Genomic DNA, 16,179 nt, shown 5'->3' with positions numbered 1-16,179 from the left:
TCTGCCGGTTCCCCACGGGTGACGTCCGTCCGGCTCCTGGGGGACCATGCTGGGGGAGCCGGTCGTCCCACGGACCGGCCGACCGACGCGACGGAGACCGCGATGACGCGCACGGCCCGGGAACTGCTGGAGACGATCACGCGGGAACTGGCCCCGGACCCCCGGTCCAACCCGCTCGTACCACTGATCGCCCGCGGTGACGCCGGCCGGGACACCCTGGCCGCGCTCGCCCTGGAACAGAGCTGGGTGATCCCCGCCGACCGCCGTGCGTTCCAGCACCTGGCGGACCGCTCCGCGGACCAGCCGCGGGCCGCCGCGTACTTCACCGCCCTGGCCGAGGGCGAGGACCTGGCGGCGGCGCGGCTGGACGCCTTCGCCGCGGCCTGCGGCGTGGACCGGGAGCGTGTGGCGTCGTACGACCCCCTGCCGGGCTGCCAGGCCTACCCCGCCTACGTCGCCTGGCTGGCCCTCAACGCGGCACCGGCGGACGCCGTCCTCTCGGTGACCGCCAACTTCTCGGCCTGGGGCGGCTACTGCGCCACCATCGCCGAAGCGCTGCGCACCCACTACGGCTTCACCGACGAGGCCTGCGGGTTCTTCGACTTCTTCGCCGAACCGGCCCCCGTCCTGGACCGGACGGCGGCCGAAGCGGTCCAGGACGGCCTGGACACGGGCCGCCTCGACGAGAGCCTGGCGCGGGGGTACGGCCACCTGCTGCAGAGCTACGAGTCGCTGTTCTGGAGGACGCTGCTCCGGCCGGTCTGAGCACGCGGCCGGCAGACCGCCGCCCGCGCTTGCCCGGGCGGGAGACCTAGGCCCTGGTTCCGCTGCTGTGGGCGATGCACGCCACGTCGATCCGGTCGGCCAGCTTCGCCAGTTCGATGGTGAGCGCGGCGACCGTGTCCTCGTCGAGCCGGTCGTCGCCGGACTCCACGAGATGCAGCCACCGCCCGCCCATCGTGCGCAGCAATTTGCTCACGTCCGCCGCGGAGACCTGCAAGGTACCGCGGTCGTCGACGATCAGAGGCAGAGTCACTTCGCGGTTCACAGATCGGATCGTAACCGCGGGAGCGTCACGCACCGTGCCAAACCGTGGTGATGTTGCAGAACTCGCGGATTCCGTGCCCGGACAGCTCACGCCCGTACCCGGACCGCTTGACCCCGCCGAACGGGAACGCCGGATGGGACGCCGTCATCCCGTTCACGAAGACGCTGCCCGCTTCCATGTCCCGGACGAAGCGGTCGGCCTCGGCCTCGTCACGCGTCCATACGTTGGAACTCAGACCGAACGAGGAGTCGTTGGCGATCAGCACCGCCTCGTCCAGGTCCGCCGCCCGGTACAGCGTGGCGACCGGGCCGAAGGCCTCCTCCCGGTGGACGCGCATGTCGCGGGTGATCCCGGTCAGGACGGTCGGCGGGTAGTACCAGCCGGGCCCGTCGGGGAGTTCGCCGCCGCACAGCACGCGGGCCCCGGACCGTACGGCGTCGTCGACCAGTTCCGCCAGGTCCCTGCGCCCCTGCTCGCTGGCGAGCGGGCCGACCTCCGTGCCCTCGTCCATGGGGTCGCCGGTCGTCAGTGCCCGCATGCCCCGGGTGAAGCGTTCGGCGAACGCGTCGTAGACGTCCGTGTGCACGATGAACCGCTTGGCGGCGATACAGGACTGCCCGTTGTTCTGCACCCGCGCGGTGACCGCGACCTCGGCGGCCCGGTCCAGGTCGGCGGAGGGCATGACGACGAACGGGTCGCTGCCGCCCAACTCCAGCACCGTCTTCTTGATCATCTCCCCGGCGGTGGAGGCCACCGCGCGTCCGGCGGGCTCACTGCCGGTGAGGGTGGCGGCCCTGACCCGCTCGTCCCGCAGGATGTCGTCCACGGCGGCGGAGCCGATGAGCAGGGTCTGGAAACAGCCCTCGGGGAAGCCCGCCCGGTGGAACAGGTCCTCCAGGTACAGGGCGGTCTGCGGCACGTTCGAGGAGTGCTTGAGCAGGCCCACGTTGCCGGCCATCAGCGCGGGCGCGGCGAACCGCACGACCTGCCACAGCGGGAAGTTCCACGGCATGACGGCGAGCACCGGGCCGAGCGGCCGGTAGCGCACCAGGACCCGGGAGGCCCCGGAGTCCTTCATGTCGGACGGGTCGGGCTCCTCGTCGGCGAGAAGGACCGCGGCCCGGTCGGCGTACCAGCGCATCGCCTTGGCGCACTTGGCGGCCTCCGCGCGGGCCTGCCCGACCGGCTTGCCCATCTCGGTGGTCATCACCTCGGCGATGCTGTCCCGGTCCTCGTCGAGGAGGTCGGCGGCCCGGTGCAGCAGACGGGCGCGCTCCTCGAACATCGTCGTCCGGTACGTGCGGAACGTGGCCTCCGCGAGCTGGAGCCGGCGCTCGGTCTCCTCCTCGCCCATGGCCTCGTACGTCCTGAGCGTCTCGCCGGTCGCCGGATTCACCGTTGCGATGGGCATGGCTGGCCTCCCTGGGGACGGAGCGTGCATGTCGACCCTCCCGCGCGACGGTGGGCGTCGCAACGCGGAAGGGTTCTTCAGGGCGAGTGCTCCGCCAAGCGGTCGAGAAACGCCGCCTGGGCGGAGACGATCAGTTCCCGCGCCCGGTCCAGGGCGAGCCACTCCACCCGGTCCAGCTCCGGGAACTCCTGTATCCGGCCCGATCTCGGCGGCCACTCCATCCGGAAGGTGCCGGGCACGACGGCCGCCGGGGCGAGGTCGCCCTCGACGGCCCAGGCCGTGACAATCTTGCCGCCCGACTGCCGGACCTCGCCGAGCGGCACGGCCTCCCCGTCGGGCGGCGGCAGGCCCAGTTCCTCCTCGAACTCCCGGCGCGCCGCGTCCCAGGCCGTCTCACCGGCGTCGTACTCGCCCTTCGGCACGGTCCACGCGCCGGCGTCCCGGCGAACGAAGAACGGGCCGCCCATGTGACCGAGCAACACCTCGAGCCCGTGATCGGTGTGTCGGAACGCCAGCAGACCGGCACTTCGGGCACCCGTCACGGGCCTACCTCCGGGTGCGCGGCGAGCAGGATCTCCACCGTGTCCGCCTCGTCCGGGCGCTTGTCCTCGCGGTAGCGGACCACCCAGGCGAAGCGCAGGGTGACACCGGCCGGGTAGCGGGTGGAGCGCTGGAGGCCGTCGTAGGTGATCTCCACGACGAGTTCCGGGCGCACGGTGACGACGTACGCGCTCGTGTCGCCCTCACCCTCACCCTCACCCTCACCCTCACCCTCACCCTCACCCTCACCCTCACCCTCACCCTCACCCTCGCCGGTGCCGGGACCGGTGGCCAGTTCGCGCAACCGTTCGGTCTGCCACGTCAGCATGGCGTCGGTCATCCCCTTGAAGGTCTTGCCGAGCATCACGAAACCGCCGTCGACGGTGCGGGCACCCAGGTGCAGGTTGGACAGCTTGCCGCTAAGGCGTCCGTGGCCCCACTCGGCCGCCAGCACCACCAGGTCGAGCGTGTGCACGGGCTTCACCTTCAGCCAGGACGCGCCGCGCCGTCCGGCGCTGTAGGGGGCGTCGAGTCCCTTGACCACGACGCCCTCGTGACCGCGCGCCAGTGTGTCGGTGAGCAGGAACCCGCTGCTCGTCCTCGGTCGCCGCGCCCAGCAGCTCCCCGACCAGCAGGGCCCGCTCGGCCTGCGCGCCGGGGCCGGGCACCCCGGCGAGCAGAGTGTCGACGGCGCGGACGGTCAAGGTCGCCCGCTCCGCCGGGGCGACCGGCCGGCCCAGCGTTTTCGAGCCCACGCCGATCCGGCCCTGCGGCAGCCGGCCCGCCAGATACGGGATGACGACGGGGACATCGTCCGCCTCCGCGTCCCGGACAGCTCCGCGAGCAGCGCGACCTTCCGGGACCGCGCCGAGGCGGCGGCGACCTCCTGCGACACACGGGCCAGCCGGGACAGCAGCATGCAGCCATGGTGCTACGGGGAGCGGCGTTCCACACCCGGGTCGCCGAAGCGGCCGAGGATCACGCGGTCACCGCGGCGTCCAGGTCCGTCAACAGCAGATCCCCGACGATCGCGGCCGCCGCTCGGTAACCCCCGCTCGCCGCGTGGACGACCTGTTCGGCGAAGCCGATCGCGTTGCCCGCCGCCCAGACGCCCGGCACCGAGGTCAGGCCCGTCGGGTCCACGACCGGGTACGCACCGAGCGGGGTCTCGGACAGCTCGGCGCCGAGCCGCTCCAGCAGGCCCGTCCGCGGCACGGGGCGCGGCCCGACATACAGCACGGAGCGGGCGTGGACGGAGCCGTCGGCAAGACGGACGCCGGTGAGTCGGTCGTCCTCGATTATCAGTTCCGTGACCTCGCCGGGCACCACACCGACACCGGCCGCGGCCAGCCGGCGCAGGTCCTGGTCGGACAGCTCCTCCTCGGCGACCGTGTGCAGGAAGAAGGTGACGTCCTTGGACCACCGGGACACCATCAGCGCCTGGTGCACACTCATGGCGCTGGAGGCGAGCACCCCGAACGGCTGGTCGCGGACCTCCCAGCCGTGGCAGAACGGGCAGTGCAGCACGTCCCGTCCGAACCGTTCGGTGACTCCGGGGACCGCGGGCAGCTCGTCCTTCAGCCCGGTGGCGACGATCAGCCGCCGCGCGCGGACGGTCCGGTCACCGTCCAGCAGTACGGCGAAGTCTGCGGTGCCGGTGCCGTTCCGGGTCACGTCCGTCACCCGGCCCGCGAGCAGTTCGACGCCGTAGCCCGCGATCTCCTCACGGCCGGCGGCCAGGAACGCGGCCGGTGACATCCCGTCCCGCGACAGGTAGCCCTGCATGTGGGGCGAGGGCGCGTTGCGCGGCTCGCCCGCGTCGACGACCAGGGTCCGCAGCCGGGCCCGGCCGAGCACCAGCGCGGCGGACAGCCCGGCCGCACCACCTCCGATCACCACCACGTCGTAGTCGGTGCCAGTCCCGGTGCCGTCCGTTTCTCCGGTCCCGTGTGTGAATCCGTCGCGGGTGTTCCCGCTCTTCTCGGTCATGGCGACCACCTCCACGCCGACCGTCGCCCGAGTGCTATCGGATTGACAAATGTCTTTGCCGATCCTGCAATATCGGTATGGCTACCGACGGCATGACTACCGATGACGTTCTCGCGGATGTGGGTCCCCGGCTGAGGCGGCTCAGGAAGGAGCGGGAGGTGACCCTTGCAGGGCTGTCCGAGGCGACCGGCATCTCCGTGAGCACCCTCTCGCGGCTGGAGTCCGGACTGCGCAAACCCAGCCTCGAACTGCTGCTGCCGATCGCGCGGGCCCACCAGGTGCCGCTGGACGAACTGGTCGGTGCGCCGCCCGTCGGTGATCCGCGCATCCGCTCCAAGCCGTTCCAGCACTGTGGCCGCACCCACTGGCCGCTCACCCGCCAGCCCGGCGGACTCCAGGCGTACAAGGTGCTCGAACCGCAACGCACGTTCGAGCCCGAACCCCGCACGCACGAGGGCTACGAGTGGCTGTACGTGCTGTCCGGCAAGCTGCGGCTGGTACTGGGCGAGCACGACGTGGTGCTGACGGCGGGGGAGGCGGCGGAGTTCGACACGCGCGTGCCGCACGCCTTCGGGTCGACGGGAGAGGGTCCGGTGGAGTTCCTCAGCCTGTTCGGTCCGCAGGGGGAGCGGATGCACGTACGGGCACGTCCCAAGCGGTCCTGACGGACTCGGCGCCCCCTCGGCGGACCGGGGTGCGCAAGGCCGTGACGTGCGAGACGGTTCCCTGAAGGCAAGCGACCGCTTAGTATGCGATGGACCCGGTCAGGCGAACACGACGTTCACAGTCCCGTGGAGGCTCCGCATGCAGGCATGGCAGGTGCACGAGATCGGCGAGCCGGGCGAGGTGATGAGCCTCGCGGAGGTGGAGCGGCCGACGCCCGGTGAAGGCCAGGTCCTGCTGAAGGTGCGTGCCGCGAACATCAACTTCCCGGACGCGCTGATGTGCCGGGGCCAGTACCAGGTCAGGCCGCCGCTGCCGTTCACCCCCGGAGTGGAGATCTGCGGCGAGACCGAGGACGGGCGCCGGGTGCTCGCCAGCCCCGCGCTGCCGTACGGCGGCTTCGCCGAGTACGCGGTCGCGGACGCCGCCGGACTGCGCTCCGCCCCGGACGTGCTGGACGACGCCGAGGCCGCCGCCCTGCACATCGGCTACCAGACCGGCTGGTTCGGGCTGCACCGCCGGGCCGGCCTGGAGGCCGGCGAGACGCTGCTCGTGCACGCCGCCGCGGGAGGGGTCGGCAGCGCGGCCGTGCAGCTCGGCAAGGCCGCCGGCGCCACCGTCATCGGCGTGGTCGGCGGTGCCGCCAAGGTGCCCGTCGCCCGCGAACTGGGCTGCGACGTGGTGATCGACCGGCGTGAGCAGGAGGTCATCGCCGCGGTGAAGGAGGCCACCGGCGGTCGGGGAGCCGACGTGATCTACGACCCGGTCGGCGGAGAGGCCTATGCCCAGTCCGCCAAGGTCGTGGCCTTCGAGGGCCGGATCGTGATCGTCGGCTTCGCGAGCGGCACGATTCCCGGCCCGGCGCTGAACCACGCCCTGGTGAAGAACTACTCGATCCTCGGCCTGCACTGGGGCCTCTACAACACCAGGAACCCGAAGCTGGTCCAGCACTGCCACGAGCAGCTTCTGGAGCTGGCCGCCCGGGGCGCCGTCAAGCCGCTGGTGAGCGAGCGCGTGCCGCTGTCCGGTGCCGCCGACGCCGTGCAGCGGGTCGCGGACGGCGTCACCACCGGACGCGTCGCCGTGCTGCCCTCGGCGGAGAACGGAGCCGTCGCATGACCGAAGCAGCCGAACTGAGGCGGCACACCCAGGATTTGCTGGCCGCACAGCCGCCCGCCACCACCGGCCGCCTCGACTTCCTGCGCGCCCGCTTCGACGCGGGACTCGCCTGGGTGCACTACCCCGAGGGGCTCGGCGGACTCGGCGCCCCGCGGTCCCTCCAGGCCGTCGTGGACGCCGAGCTGGAGGCCGCCGGGGCGCCCGACAACGACCCGCGGCGCATCGGCATCGGCCTCGGCATGGCCGCGCCGACGATTCTGCAGTTCGGCACGGAGGAGCAGCAGCGCCGCTTCCTGCGGCCGCTGTGGACCGGCGAGGAGGTCTGGTGCCAGCTGTTCAGCGAGCCGGGCGCCGGATCCGACCTGGCCGCCCTGGGCACCCGGGCGGTCCGCGTGGACGGGGACGGCTGGGTGGTCGACGGGCAGAAGGTGTGGACATCGAGTGCCCATGCCGCCCGTTGGGCCATCCTCATCGCCCGCACCGACCCGGACGCGCCCAAGCACCGGGGCATCACCTACTTCGTCTGCGACATGACCGACCCCGGTGTCGAGGTACGGCCGCTGCGCCAGATCACCGGTGAGGCCGAGTTCAACGAGGTCTTCCTCACCGGCGTCCGCATCCCCGACTCCCACCGGCTCGGCGAGGTCGGCGACGGCTGGCGGGTCGCGCAGACCACGCTCAACAACGAGCGCGTGGCCATCGGCGGCATGCGGCTGCCCCGTGAGGGCGGCATGATCGGCCCGGTCGCGAGGACCTGGCGCGAACGTCCCGAACTGCGCACCCACGACCTGCACCAGCGCCTGCTCGAGCTCTGGGTGGAGGCCGAGGTCGCCCGGCTCACCGGCGAACGCCTGCGCCAGCAGCTCGCCGTCGGCCAGCCGGGCCCGGAGGGCGCCGGGACGAAGCTGAGCTTCGCCCGCCTCAACCAGCAGATCAGCGGCTTGGAGGTGGAACTCCTCGGAGCAGAGGGTCTGCTGTACGACGACTGGACCATGCGGCGCCCCGAACTGGTCGACTTCACCGGTCGCGAGGCCGGCTACCGCTACCTCCGCTCCAAGGGCAACAGCATCGAGGGCGGGACCAGCGAGGTCCTGCTGAACATCGTCGCCGAGCGCGTCCTGGGCCTGCCGGCCGAGCCGCGTACCGACAAGGACGTCGCCTGGAAGGACCTGGCCCGATGAGCACGACGAGCCCGACGAATACGACGAGCACGGCGAAGGCCGGCCCGGCGAATCCGGTGAGCGCGCAGCCCGATCTCCTGTACTCGGAGGAGGAAGAGGCGCTGCGCGCCGCCGTCCGGGACCTGCTCACCGACCACTGCGACGCGGCCCGGGTGATCTCCCGCACCGAGTCGGACACCCCGCACGACCTGTCGCTGTGGAAGGCACTCGCTGACGGCATGGGCCTCGCCGGGCTGCTGGTGCCCGAGGGCCGCGGCGGTCAGGGCGCCACGCACCGGGAGGCCGCGGTCGTCCTTGAGGAGCTGGGGCGGGCCGTCGCCCCCGTGCCCTATCTGACCAGCGCCGTTGTGGCCACCGAGGCGCTGCTGGCCTGTGCCGACGGGGGCGAGGCGCTCGCCTCGCTGGCGTCCGCGCGCCGGATCGGCGCCCTTGCCGTCCCTCTGCACACTGCCCCGGGTGCACCCTTTCCCACCGTCCGTGCGGCGGACGGTGTCCTGCACGGCGAGCTGACCGGCATCGCGGACGCGGCCGCGTCCGACGTGCTGCTCGTCCCGGCGGACGACGGCGGGCTGTACGCCGTCGAGGCGGACGCCGCCGGTGTCACCGTTACCGGGCAGACGTCCCTGGACCTGACCCGTCCCCTTGCCCGCGTCGCCCTGGAGGGCGCCCCGGGGCACCGGGTGGGCACCGCCGAACCCGCCGTACGACGGGCTCTGCGCGCGGGTGCCGGACTGCTGGCCTCGGAGCAACTCGGCCTCGCCGAATGGTCGTTGGCAGAGACCGTCCGCTATCTGAAGGATCGCAGGCAGTTCAACCGGCCGGTGGGCGGTTTCCAGGCGCTCAAGCACCGGCTCGCCCAGCTGTGGCTGGAAGTCGTCAACCTCCGTGCGGCGGCCCGCAACGCGGCGGACGCGCTGGCCGCCGACGCGGCGGCCGAGGGTGACGACGCCGATGCGGCTGTCGCTGTCGCTGTCGCTGTCGCGCAGGCCTACGCGGGCCAGGCCGCCGTCCATGCCGCCGAGGAGGCGCTGCAACTGCACGGCGGCATCGGGATGACCTGGGAGCACCCGGTCCACCTGTACCTGAAGCGGGCCAAGGCCGACTCGCTCGCTTACGGTACGGCGGGCGCCCACCGTGAGGCGCTGGCCGAACTCGTCGATCTGCAGACACCCTGACGTATCGTCACGTACCCTTCCGCACCGTCGAATCCGCTGGGCACTGGTACGCGCACTCGGCCGAACGTCCCACGGGAGAGCCCGCCGTCACGGCGGGCTCTCCCGTGGGATGTTCGGCTTCCCGCGAGGTGAACGTGCGGCAGCGGATCGGACAACTCGCGCCACGGCACTGCTTCTTGGGCATACGGGGGCCTCATACTCCAGAGGTTCCCGTACGCCATTCCAGGGAGGCGGAGCATGGCCCTCACCACCCGTCGCAGAGCCCTCACCACCCTCGGCGCCGCCCTCGCGGCCTCGTTCACCCTGCCGGCCACCCAGGCGCTGGCCGGTGAACACGGCTACCGCCCGCGGCCGTTGTGGCGGGCCCATGCCCACAACGACTATGAGCACCCGCGTCCCCTCCTCGATGCCCTCGACCACCGCTTCGGCAGCGTCGAGGCCGACATCCACCTCGCCGGCGACCAACTCCTCGTCGCTCACGACCCCGAGGACCTCGACCCGTCACGCACTCTCGAGTCCCTCTACCTCGATCCACTCACCGCTCGTGTGCGGGCCCACCACGGGTCGGTGTACCGGGGGCACCGCAAGCCGCTCCAGCTGCTCATCGACATCAAGACCGAGGGCGCGTCCACCTACCTCGAGCTCCACCGCCAACTCCGTCGGTACCGGCACCTGTTCACCACCTACGCGGGCGGCCGGGTGCTGCCCGGTCCGGTCACCGCCGTCATCTCCGGCGACCGTGCCGCCCGCGTACCGATGGAGGCCCAGCGGGTGCGGCATGCCTTCTACGACGGCCGACTGGCCGACCTCGGCGGGTCGGCCCGCTCTTCCCTGATCCCGCTGATCAGCGACAACTGGACGCTCAACTTCACCTGGCAGGGCGTCGGCGCGTTCCCCGTCGCCGAGCGCCGGAAGCTGCACGCCATCGTGGGCACCGCGCACGGGCGCGGCCAGACGGTGCGGTTCTGGGCCACCCCCGACCTGCCGGGCCCCGCCCGGGACGCCCTGTGGGGCGAATTGGTCGCCGCGGACGTCGACCACCTCAACACCGACGACCTCGCGGGACTGGAATCCTTCCTCGACGCGTACCGCCCGCGGTAAGTCGTAGACACCACACGTTCGGAGGACAGCTCAGCCGCCCGGGCGAACCCTCCGCTACGTCACACTTGCGGCCGAACGCCGCGAAGCGGACGTGGCGGAGGAGGTTGACGATGGCCATTTCCATCTCTGTGGTGCTGCTGCTCGCGATCCTGGCGGTGATCTTCCTGCGCAACGGCGGACTGAAGCTCTCCCACGGGATCGTCTGCTTGCTGCTCGGGTTCTATCTGGCGGGCTCGGGCATCGCCCCCGCCATCCACAGCGGCCTGACGGCGACGGCGGACATCGTCAGTGGTCTGCGGCCGTGAGGAGGCCAGGGCCGCCGACGCCGGAGGTCCCTGATCGGCCAAGGGGCGGGCGTCTCCTCAGCGTTCGGTCACCGGGTCGCGCGACAACACCGTGACCCGGTGGAAATTGCACCCGGAGGCCGTCGGTGCGGGGGAGGGGAGAGGGGAGGCCTGGTGGGCCTTGAGGGCGACGCTCACCAGGGTCAGCAGCAGGTCGATGTCGGTGGCGCAGTCCAGATGCACCGTCACCCAGTTCGAACCCGGGACCAGTTGGATCGCGGTCGAGGCGCTCAGGTCGTAGCGGAAGCGCTGGATGGCGCGGCGGGTCAGGTGGAGGTCGACATCCCGTCCTGTGTGGAAGTGGACGACCTCGTCCCGGGCGAAAAGGAGAGCCTGTCCGGTACCGCACCCCGCCTTGCAGGCGGTGAGATCGGGCCAGGCCCGAAGTCGCTCCATGGCTTGCTGCGCCGGTGTCATGGCCTCATAGTGTCCTGCTCACCGTGCGGCAACCAGTGGTTGGGCGTTTCGTAATCGATCAGTGAGGCGACGCACCCCCACGCGTATGATCACATCATGACAGGCAGTCACCTCACGACCATGCACGGAGTCTCCGTTCTCGTGTGCGACAAGGACGGATCGAAACTGAGCGGCGGCCAGACCGCCCTCGATCTGATCGGTGATGCCCTGGGGTGTCAGGCCGACATGGTGGCCGTCCCGGTCGAGCGGGTGGCGGACGACTTCTTCGCCCTGCGCTCGGGCGTTGCCGGTGAGGTCGCGCAGAAGTTCGTCAACTACCGCATCCGCCTGGCGATCATCGGCGACATCGCCTCCCACATGGACGGCAGTGATGCCCTCCGCGACTTCGTGCGCGAGGCGAACCGGGGCAATCAACTCTGGTTCGTCCCCGACCGTGCGGAACTCGAGGCGCGGCTGGCCTGAGAGTGTCGGCAGGAGCCCTGCTGACAGGAGGCCCCGCCCTCCCTCCCTGGGGCCGGTCGCAGGGGGCGGGCGGGGCATCGGGCACACTTTGCGTGTCGTAGTCCGTCTTGATGAAGGATGACTCACTCATGATCACGCTTACGAAGGAAGACGGCCCGGCAGACCTGGACGGAGTGACCCACCTGTCCATCGGGGCCTCCTGGGACCCGACCGCCGGCAGCAGCGGCGGGGTGCTGGGCAAGCTGCGCCGCAAGACCGGCACAGACCTCGACCTGATCGCCATTGCCATGCAGGGCGGGGACCCGGTACGCCTCGCGGGTCTCGACTCGCTCGACCCACTGGGCAACGGCTCGCTGGTCCACAGCGGAGACAACCAGACGGGACACGGCGACGGGGACGACGAGACGGTGACCGTCGAGTTCGCCCGGGTCCCGTCCAACATCACGTCGATCGTGTTCGTCGCCGCCGCCTACAAGAAGGGCAGCGCCTTCCAGAAGGCGCGCAACATCAGTTTCAAGGTCTACGACGCCACCGGGGGCAGCACCCAGCAGGTCGCCGACATCTGGCCGAGCATGCTCACCCAGGACAACTGCTGCGCCGTGGCCAAGGCGATCCGGGTCGGTGGCACGTGGAAGCTCGAGGTGATCAATGTGACGGGCAAGATCAAGCAGGGTGACGAGCATGCCCTGATGCGGTTCGCTGTCAGCAAGTAGCGAGAACGGGGGCCGGCCGAGCCGGCTGCGTGGATATGGGGGGCGGCGGGGCCGTGGTGAGCCAGGTGCTCTACGGTGAGCGGTCGAGGAATCCGCTGGTACGGACCGTGGAACTGACCGAGGACCGGCTGCGCAGGGGTGGCAGGATCACGCCGTTGGGCGAGCTGAACCTCGGCGCCATGGCTGAGGCGTTCCACCGCGGATTCTGGCTCGGAGGCGGCGGGACGGAACGCCCCTTGGAATGGCTGCCGGACGGGGCTGGGGCCGTGCCGGTGACCCGCGTCACCGGCACGACCACGCCCTTGAAGGTGCGACAGGCCACGGAGTTCGCCCGCACGCTCGGGGAACTGGCGGTCCGGCGGTGCGGTGGGCCCGACCAGGTGGCCGCTCTGGCGGCCCGGGCCCGCGCCGAGGGGGTGCCGCTGTGGATCGCGCGGCGGTTCGCGCAAGGGCCCGCCGGGCCGGTCACCGTCACCGTGGACCGACGGCTGGTGCGTGTGGACGTGTGGGGGCCGGGCGCGCCCGTCGTACGGATACGGGCGCCGCGCGGCTTCCACCGCGACAGCTCCGAGCCGGACAAAGGGCTGCGGCTGACCGTCGGCGACGTCGCCGCGGAACTGGTTCTCCGGAAGAAAGTGCGCAAGTCCAAGAGTTCCGTGGAAGTGCGACTGCCCGACCGGCACTGGGTGCTGTCGAGGAAGGACGCGGAGAGTTCGTGGCTTCTGCGCGACGAACGGCGTGTCGCCCTCCTGGCGCAGCCCTCGCGTTGGCCGGAGCCGGAGAAGGACACGGTACTGCTGCCGCTGGCCCCCGTGCGGTACGAGAGCCACGACCCGCTGGACGCCGTCATGGCGCAGGTCTTCGCCGTCGCCTTCGGGCTGGGGGACACGACCGGTTCGGCCCGGTTCCGGTCGGAGCGCCGCGCGGGGGACGGCTACGAGTCGGCCGGCGCCGATGACGCGTCGTGGGGCCACCCCTGGTTCAGCAACCTCGGCAGGGGGAGGGACGACAACGAGCCCGGCGGCCACGACGGCTGGGGCTCGGACGACGGCGGTGGCGGAGGCGGCGACGACGGTGGCGGAGGCGGCGGTGACGGCGGTGGCGGCGGGGACTAGCCGCGGGGCCACCAGGGATATCGGTCTCTTCCTCACCCCGCCCCGGCGACAACAGCCGGTAACCAGGCGTCCCTGACAACCGGCGACCACACTCTGCGGCGGACCGAACGGCCCCGGGCCGGCCGGACAGTTCGGCTCAAGCCCGTTCGGCGACGGACGCGGGGTCGTCCAGGACTCCCCGGATCACCGAGTGGGCCGCGCCCAGCAGGGGACCCTCGGGGCCCAGGAGGGACACCGAGACGGGGCAGGCCGGGCCCGCCGTGCGGCGGGCCAGTTCGGAGCGGAGCGACGGCAGCAGCCAGGGGGCGAGCCCGGACAGCGCGCCGCCCAGGACGACGCTCTCGGGGTCCAGGAGGTTGACCGCCCCGGTCAGCGCGATGCCCAGCGCCGTTCCCGCGTCGTGCAGGGCACGTCGTACGGCGGGGTCGCCCTGCTCGGCGCGGCCCGCGAGCAGGCCCACGCGGTCCTCGCCGGGCTCCAGGCCGGCGGCGCGCAGCACCGCCTCCTCGCCGGCGTACTGCTCCAGGCAGCCGCGGCCGCCGCACGCGCACTCAGGGCCGTCGGGCCGGACCGGCACATGGCCCAACTCGCCCGCGAAGCCGCGGTTTCCGAGCAGCAGTTGCCCGTCCACGACCACTGCGGCGCCGATGCCGATCTCGGCCGACACATGGAGGAAGTCGCGCGGGGCGCCCTCGCCGAGCCAGAGTTCGGCCAGCCCGCCGCAGTTGGCCTCGTTGGCCACGGTCAGCGGGAACCGTGCCGGGAGCAGGGCGCCGAGGTCGGTGTCGTGCCAGCCCAGGTTCGGCGCGCGGACGACAGTCCGTGCGTCGCGTGCCACCAGGCCCGGTACGGCCACGGTCAGCCCGGCCGGCCACAGACCCTCGTCCTCGATCGCGCCGACGGCCCGGAGCAGCAACGCGGTCAGCTCCCGGAGCACCGTCTCGGGGGAACGGCCGCGGTTCGGGACCAGCCGCACGGCCCGTGACCGGATCTCTCCGCGCAGGTCGACCGCGCAGACCGCGAGATGGTCGACGCCGACCTCGGCGCCGATCCCGGCCGGACCGCGCCCGCTGACGGCGAGTGCCGAGCCGGGCCGGCCCACGCGGCCGGGCCGCTCGGGGCCCAGTTCCTCCAGCAGGCCCGAGCGGACGAGCTCGTCCACCAGGGTGGACACCGCCGCCCTGGTCAGGCCGATGCGTGAGGCGACGGCGGCCCGGGACAGCGGCCCCTCGGCGCTGACGGTGTGCATCACCCGCGAGAGATTGCGGCGGCGCATGCCCTGCTGGGTGTCGGGCAGCGCGCGTCGCTCCGGACCGGTCGAGGGCAGTACCCGCCCCGGGCCGGCCGGGCGGGCCTCGTGCAGCGGTGCGCTCATGCCTCCGTCAGTCCTCGGTCGGGGCCGGGTCGTTCCCGGTCGGTCCTGAATCGGTCGTGAATCGGTTCTTGGTCGTCAGGCGGTGTCCGTGCCGCGCTCCAGGAGCGGGGCCGCGTCGGAGAGTACCCCGGCGATCCTGGCCAGCGTTCCCTCGTCCCGCTCCACCGCCTCCAGCACCGGCCCCGCGGCCGTGTCCCAGCGGCGGGCGACCGCGGCCGGGTCCTCGCCGGTGAGCAGACCGGCCGCCTGCGCCGCCGCCCCCAGTGCGACCAGCTCCCGCGCCTCGGGCACCTGCACGGGCCGCCCCGACAGCCGCCGTACGGTCTGCTGCCAGGCCGCGCCCCGCGCGCCGCCGCCGATCAGCAGCAGGGGCGCCGACGGGTCCGCGTCCTCGTCGACCACGCGGTCCAGCGCGCCCAGCAGCGAGTGCACGGCACCGTCGTAGGCGGCCTGGAGCAGCTGGCCACCGGTCGTGTCGTGGCGCAGCCCGTGCAGCAGACCGGACGCGTTCGGCAGGTTCGGGGTGCGCTCGCCGTCCAGGAAGGGCAGGAGCGTGACGCCGGTGCCCGGCTCGACGGCCTCGCGGTCCAGGCCCAGCAGCGTCGCGACCCGGTCCACGGCGAGGGTGCAGTTGAGCGTGCAGGCGAGCGGCAGCCAGTCGCCGCGCGCGTCGGCGAAGCCCGCCACGATGCCGGTCGGATCGGCGGGCCGCCGCCGCGACACCGCGTACACCGTGCCCGAGGTGCCGAGGCTCATCACCGGCGTGCCGGGTCGTATGCCAAGCCCCAGCGCGGCAGCCGCGTTGTCCCCGGTGCCGCACGCCACCAGGGTGCCCTTGGAGAACGGCAGGTCATGGCTCGCGCGCACGGTCCCGGCCACCTCGCCGGGGCGCACGACCCGGGGGAGCAGCGCCGGGTCCAGCCCCACGTGCGCGAGGATCTCCTCGTCGTACGCCTCGGTCCCGGAGGCCCACCAGCCGGTACCGGAGGCGTCGCCGCGGTCGGTCGTGCCCTGCCCGGTGAGCCGTTCGGTCAGGTAGTCGTGGGGGAGCCGGACGGCCTTGGCGGCACGGACCGACTCCGGCTCGTGTTCCGCCAGCCAGGCCCACTTGGTGACCGTGAAGGAGGCGGCCGGCACGCTTCCGGTGCGCTCGGCCCAGAACTTCGCGCCGCCCAGCTCCTCGGTCAGCCGGTGGGCCTGGGGCGCGGAGCGCACGTCGTTCCACAGCAGCGCCGGGCGCACCGGCTCGCCGTGGGTGTCCAGAGCGACCAGCCCGTGCTGCTGGCCGCCGATCGACACCGCGGCGGCCTCGTGCGCCGCCTGACCGCACTGGCGCAGCGCCTCCGTCAGGGCGTCCCACCACTGACGGGGATCGCTCTCGCGGCCCGCACCCGAGGTCACCGTGTGCGGTGCCTGGCCGCTCGCGACGACCCGTCCGGTGGCCACGTCGACGACCAGTGCCTTGGTGGACTGGGTGGACGTGTCCACGCCGACGACGAGCGGACCCTCGGCTGCTGACATCGGTT

17 protein-coding genes and 1 pseudogene are annotated in these 16,179 nt (G+C 72.4%); 10 read left to right on the top strand and 8 right to left on the bottom strand.

The window, feature by feature from the left end:
• Window positions 1-102: 102 nt before the first annotated feature.
• Window positions 103-765, top strand: coding sequence for a thiaminase II/PqqC family protein (locus ACFPZI_RS17355; protein WP_381363967.1), 663 nt, complete (start codon window positions 103-105; stop codon window positions 763-765).
• A gap of 46 nt (window positions 766-811) precedes the next feature.
• Here the strand turns inward: ACFPZI_RS17355 and ACFPZI_RS17350 are convergent, their stop codons facing one another.
• The 5 genes and pseudogenes from ACFPZI_RS17350 to ACFPZI_RS17330 form a co-directional block, all read right to left on the bottom strand.
• Complete coding sequence (locus tag ACFPZI_RS17350; RefSeq protein WP_381363965.1) at window positions 812-1,048, bottom strand: DUF6213 family protein; 237 nt, start codon at window positions 1,046-1,048, stop codon at window positions 812-814.
• A 25-nt stretch (window positions 1,049-1,073) separates the two neighbouring features.
• Complete coding sequence (locus tag ACFPZI_RS17345) at window positions 1,074-2,459, bottom strand: NADP-dependent succinic semialdehyde dehydrogenase (protein ID WP_381363963.1); 1,386 nt, start codon at window positions 2,457-2,459, stop codon at window positions 1,074-1,076.
• A gap of 77 nt (window positions 2,460-2,536) precedes the next feature.
• Entirely contained in the window at window positions 2,537-3,001 is a 465-nt protein-coding gene (locus ACFPZI_RS17340; RefSeq protein ID WP_381363961.1) for an NUDIX hydrolase, read from the bottom strand.
• Window positions 2,998-3,918: pseudogene (locus tag ACFPZI_RS17335) on the bottom strand (ATP dependent DNA ligase). The gene ACFPZI_RS17340 and the pseudogene ACFPZI_RS17335 overlap by 4 nt, the downstream one beginning before the upstream one ends.
• 59 nt (window positions 3,919-3,977) lie before the next feature.
• The gene (locus tag ACFPZI_RS17330) at window positions 3,978-4,988 is read right to left on the bottom strand and encodes an NAD(P)/FAD-dependent oxidoreductase (protein WP_381363959.1); all 1,011 of its coding nucleotides are present in this window, start codon (window positions 4,986-4,988) and stop codon (window positions 3,978-3,980) included.
• A 92-nt stretch (window positions 4,989-5,080) separates the two neighbouring features.
• Between ACFPZI_RS17330 and ACFPZI_RS17325 the strand changes: the two genes are divergently transcribed.
• The 6 genes from ACFPZI_RS17325 to ACFPZI_RS17300 all read left to right on the top strand — a co-directional run bounded on the left by ACFPZI_RS17325 (window position 5,081) and on the right by ACFPZI_RS17300 (window position 10,532).
• Window positions 5,081-5,653 carry a helix-turn-helix domain-containing protein gene (locus ACFPZI_RS17325; RefSeq protein ID WP_381363957.1) on the top strand — a complete coding sequence of 191 codons (573 nt, stop codon included), beginning with the start codon at window positions 5,081-5,083 and terminating at the stop codon, window positions 5,651-5,653.
• Between the two features lie 139 nt (window positions 5,654-5,792).
• Window positions 5,793-6,770, top strand: coding sequence for an NADPH:quinone oxidoreductase family protein (locus ACFPZI_RS17320; RefSeq protein ID WP_381363955.1), 978 nt, complete (start codon window positions 5,793-5,795; stop codon window positions 6,768-6,770).
• Window positions 6,767-7,951, top strand: a complete 1,185-nt coding sequence (locus ACFPZI_RS17315) for an acyl-CoA dehydrogenase family protein (RefSeq protein ID WP_381363954.1) — start codon at window positions 6,767-6,769, stop codon at window positions 7,949-7,951. The genes ACFPZI_RS17320 and ACFPZI_RS17315 overlap by 4 nt, the downstream gene beginning before the upstream one ends.
• Before the next feature lie 56 nt (window positions 7,952-8,007).
• The gene (locus ACFPZI_RS17310) at window positions 8,008-9,126 is read left to right on the top strand and encodes an acyl-CoA dehydrogenase family protein (protein WP_381364109.1); all 1,119 of its coding nucleotides are present in this window, start codon (window positions 8,008-8,010) and stop codon (window positions 9,124-9,126) included.
• 237 nt (window positions 9,127-9,363) lie between these two features.
• Window positions 9,364-10,227, top strand: a complete 864-nt coding sequence (locus ACFPZI_RS17305) for a phosphatidylinositol-specific phospholipase C/glycerophosphodiester phosphodiesterase family protein (protein WP_381363952.1) — start codon at window positions 9,364-9,366, stop codon at window positions 10,225-10,227.
• A 110-nt stretch (window positions 10,228-10,337) separates the two neighbouring features.
• Window positions 10,338-10,532 carry a hypothetical protein gene (locus ACFPZI_RS17300; protein ID WP_332425950.1) on the top strand — a complete coding sequence of 65 codons (195 nt, stop codon included), beginning with the start codon at window positions 10,338-10,340 and terminating at the stop codon, window positions 10,530-10,532.
• A 57-nt stretch (window positions 10,533-10,589) separates the two neighbouring features.
• Here the strand turns inward: ACFPZI_RS17300 and ACFPZI_RS17295 are convergent, their stop codons facing one another.
• The gene (locus ACFPZI_RS17295) at window positions 10,590-10,988 is read right to left on the bottom strand and encodes a luciferase domain-containing protein (protein ID WP_381363951.1); all 399 of its coding nucleotides are present in this window, start codon (window positions 10,986-10,988) and stop codon (window positions 10,590-10,592) included.
• Between the two features lie 96 nt (window positions 10,989-11,084).
• Here ACFPZI_RS17295 and ACFPZI_RS17290 point away from each other — a divergent pair, with 96 nt between their 5' ends.
• From ACFPZI_RS17290 to ACFPZI_RS17280, 3 genes are all read left to right on the top strand, one after another.
• Window positions 11,085-11,450 carry a DUF4180 domain-containing protein gene (locus ACFPZI_RS17290; protein WP_381363950.1) on the top strand — a complete coding sequence of 122 codons (366 nt, stop codon included), beginning with the start codon at window positions 11,085-11,087 and terminating at the stop codon, window positions 11,448-11,450.
• Window positions 11,451-11,578: 128 nt separating this feature from the next.
• The gene (locus ACFPZI_RS17285; protein ID WP_381363948.1) at window positions 11,579-12,163 is read left to right on the top strand and encodes a TerD family protein; all 585 of its coding nucleotides are present in this window, start codon (window positions 11,579-11,581) and stop codon (window positions 12,161-12,163) included.
• 56 nt (window positions 12,164-12,219) lie between these two features.
• Window positions 12,220-13,278 (top strand): hypothetical protein, encoded by a 1,059-nt coding sequence (locus ACFPZI_RS17280; RefSeq protein WP_381363946.1) that lies wholly within the window; start codon window positions 12,220-12,222, stop codon window positions 13,276-13,278.
• Window positions 13,279-13,414: 136 nt separating this feature from the next.
• Here ACFPZI_RS17280 and ACFPZI_RS17275 read toward each other — a convergent pair whose 3' ends face one another.
• Both ACFPZI_RS17275 and xylB read right to left on the bottom strand, forming a co-directional pair.
• A complete protein-coding gene (locus tag ACFPZI_RS17275; protein ID WP_381363945.1) occupies window positions 13,415-14,653 on the bottom strand; it encodes an ROK family protein in 1,239 nt (412 codons plus the stop codon).
• Between the two features lie 75 nt (window positions 14,654-14,728).
• Window positions 14,729-16,174 carry a xylulokinase gene (gene xylB, locus ACFPZI_RS17270; RefSeq protein WP_381363943.1) on the bottom strand — a complete coding sequence of 482 codons (1,446 nt, stop codon included), beginning with the start codon at window positions 16,172-16,174 and terminating at the stop codon, window positions 14,729-14,731.
• Window positions 16,175-16,179: the final 5 nt, after the last annotated feature.

Origin of the sequence: Streptomyces chlorus, assembly GCF_042655885.1 — a bacterium.
Taxonomy (GTDB): Bacteria; Actinomycetota; Actinomycetes; order Streptomycetales; family Streptomycetaceae; genus Streptomyces; species Streptomyces chlorus.
This window is presented reverse-complemented; position numbering and strand designations above follow the sequence as displayed.